Source organism: Desulfurobacterium atlanticum, from assembly GCF_900188395.1.
Classification (GTDB): Bacteria; Aquificota; Aquificia; order Desulfurobacteriales; family Desulfurobacteriaceae; genus Desulfurobacterium_A; species Desulfurobacterium_A atlanticum.
In genome coordinates, this window is record NZ_FZOB01000021.1 from 2,256 (window position 1) to 5,386 (window position 3,131).

At 59.8% G+C, this 3,131-nt stretch carries 2 rRNA genes; both read left to right on the top strand.

The features are described from left to right. Window positions 1-2,935: ribosomal RNA gene (locus CHB58_RS08940) — 23S ribosomal RNA — on the top strand. A 73-nt stretch (window positions 2,936-3,008) separates the two neighbouring features. Then, a 5S ribosomal RNA gene (rrf, locus tag CHB58_RS08945) occupies window positions 3,009-3,125 on the top strand. Window positions 3,126-3,131 lie beyond the last annotated feature (6 nt).

The window sequence follows — 3,131 nt, forward strand, 5'->3', positions numbered from 1 at the left end:
GCCAGCAGGCGATGAAGGGCGTGGTAAGCTGCGAAAAGCCCCGGCGAGGCGCAAACGGCTGAAGACCCGGGGATGCCCGAATGGGGAAACCCGGCAGGCAGATAGCCTGTCATCCCGCGCGAGCGGGAGGTGAGACCCTCCGAACTGAAACATCTCAGTAGGAGGAGGAAAGGAAATCAACCGAGACTCCCTGAGTAGCGGCGAGCGAAAGGGGAAGAGCCCAAACCGTGTGAGTGTTAAAGCTGGCAGGCGTTGCTCACACGGGGTAGTGGGACACACCTGGAGGAGGCTGCCACCTCCTCGGGGAGTTACAAAGGTTCTGGGTAGCCGAATGGTCTGGAAAGGCCAGCCGCAGAAGGTGAAAGCCCTGTAGGCGAAACCCGGAGCTCTCCCTGGGGTGTGATCCCAAGTACCGCGGGACACGAGGAATCCTGCGGGAATCAGGGGGGACCACCCTCCAAGGCTAAGTACTCGCTGGCGACCGATAGCGCATAGTACCGTGAGGGAAAGGTGAAAAGAACCCCGGGAAGGGGAGTGAAAGAGAGCCTGAAACCGTGTGCCTACAAGCGGTCGGAGCCTGCGCAAGCGGGTGACGGCGTACCTTTTGCGTAATGGGCCAGGGAGTTACTCTCAGCGGCGAGGCTAAGCCGGTAGGCGGAGCCGTAGGGAAACCGAGTCCGAACAGGGCGAATAGTCGCTGGGAGTAGACCCGAAACCGTACGATCTATCCATGGCCAGGTTGAAGTCCGGGTAACACCGGATGGAGGACCGAACCCACCAGTGCTGAAAAACTGGGGGATGAGCTGTGGATAGGAGTGAAAAGCTAATCGAGTACGGAGATAGCTGGTTCTCCCCGAAATAGCTTTAGGGCTAGCCTCACGGAAGAGTCTGCTGGAGGTAGAGCTACTGGTAGGGCTAGGGCCCCGAGAGGGGTACCGACCCCTGCCAAACTCCGAATGCTGGCAGATGCTCCGTGGGAGTCAGACCGTGGGGGATAAGCTTCATGGTCGAGAGGGAAAGAGCCCAGACCGCCAGCTAAGGTCCCCAAGTGATGGCTAAGTGGTAAAGGAAGTGCGCTCGCTAAGACAGCCAGGAGGTTGGCTTAGAGGCAGCCATCCTTTAAAGAGTGCGTAACAGCTCACTGGTCGAGCGAGCGTGCGCCGAAAATGTAGCGGGGCTCAAGCCATCCACCGAAGCTGCGGGATGTGACGCCAGTCACATCGGTAGGGGAGCGTTCCCTGCGGGCTGAAGTTACACCGTAAGGTGTGGTGGACTGCAGGGAAGTGAAAATCCTGGCATGAGTAGGCGATAAGGAAGGTGAGAAGCCTTCCCGCCGAAAGCCCAAGGTTTCCAGGGGAAGGCAAGTCCGCCCTGGGTTAGCCGGCCCCTAAGGCGAGGCCGAGAGGCGTAGCCGATGGGAAGCGGGTTAACATTCCCGCGCCACTCCAGTGGAGCGATGGGGGTGACGCAGGAGGATAGCCCGACCCGGGCGAAGGTAGACCCGGGCCAAGGTAGTAGGGGGGAGGTGCAGGCAAATCCGCACCTCCATAACCCCGAGAACTGATGGGGAGGCTCATAAGAGCCGAAGCGGGTGACTCCACACTGCCGAGAAAGAACCTCTAAGCGATGAAGCTGGAGTGACCGTACCGCAAACCGACACAGGTGGGCGGGTGTAAAAGCACCAAGGCGTTCGGGGGAACCCTCCATAAGGAACTCGGCAAAATGACCCCGTAACTGCGGGAGAAGGGGGGCCTCTGGAGGTGAAGGGCTACACGCCTGGAGCCTTTGGAGGCCGCAGAGAATAGGCGGTGGCGACTGTTTACCAAAAACACAGGTCTCCGCAAACTCGTAAGAGGAAGTATGGGGACTGCAACCTGCCCAGTGCCGGAAGGTTAAGGGGAGGGGTGCAAGCCCTGAACCGAAGCCCCGGTAAACGGCGGCCGTAACTATAACGGTCCTAAGGTAGCGAAATTCCTTGTCGGGTAAGTTCCGACCTGCATGAATGGTCCAACGACTGCCGCACTGTCTCATGGAGGGTCCCGGCGAAATTGTAGTCTGGGTGAAGATGCCCAGTACCCGTGGCAGGACGGAAAGACCCCGTGAAGCTTTACTGCAACCTGGCATTGCTATCTGGCCTGTGCTGCGCAGGATAGGTGGGAGCCTGGGAAGTCCGCCCTCCGGGGCGGATGGAGGCGCCGGTGAGATACCACCCTGCACAGGTTAGGTAGCTAACCTAGGGCACTGGATCGTGTTCGGGGACAGTGTCAGGCGGGCAGTTTGACTGGGGCGGTCGCCTCCTAAAAGGTAACGGAGGCGCCCAAAGGTCCCCTCAGCGCGGTCGGCAATCGCGCGTAGAGTGCAAGGGCATAAGGGGGCTTGACTGCGAGACTGACAAGTCGAGCAGGTGCGAAAGCAGGGCTTAGTGACCCGGCGGTTCTGAGTGGAAGGGCCGTCGATCAACGGATAAAAGCTACTCCGGGGATAACAGGCTGATCGGTCCCGAGAGCTCACATCGACGGACCGGTTTGGCACCTCGATGTCGGCTCGTCGCATCCTGGGGCTGAAGCAGGTCCCAAGGGTTGGGCTGTTCGCCCATTAAAGCGGCACGCGAGCTGGGTTCAGAACGTCGTGAGACAGTTCGGTCCCTATCCGCCACGGGCGCAGGAGGCTTGAGGGGAGCTGCTCCTAGTACGAGAGGACCGGAGTGGGGGCACCTCTGGTGTACCAGCTGTGGTGCCAGCCGCACCGCTGGGTAGCCAAGTGTCCAAGGGATAACCGCTGAAGGCATCTAAGCGGGAAGCCCACCCCAAGATTAGGCCTCCCTTGGCGTTAAGCCAGTAAGGCCCCTGGGAGACTACCAGGTAGATAGGCCGCAGGTGGAAGCCCGGTAACGGGTGGAGCTGAGCGGTACTAATCGGCCGAGAGCCTCGGCCTTCTATCTACTACAGGCCTTAGCTCCCTTATTTGGTTGTCAAAACCAACAATTGAATATGAATGGTAAGAGATAGCCTGGTGCCCATAGCGGCGGGGAAACACCCGTTCCCATTCCGAACACGGAAGTTAAGCCCGCCAGCGCCGATGATACTGCCCTGGAGACGGGGTGGGAAAGTAGGGCGGTGCCAGGCTTTTTT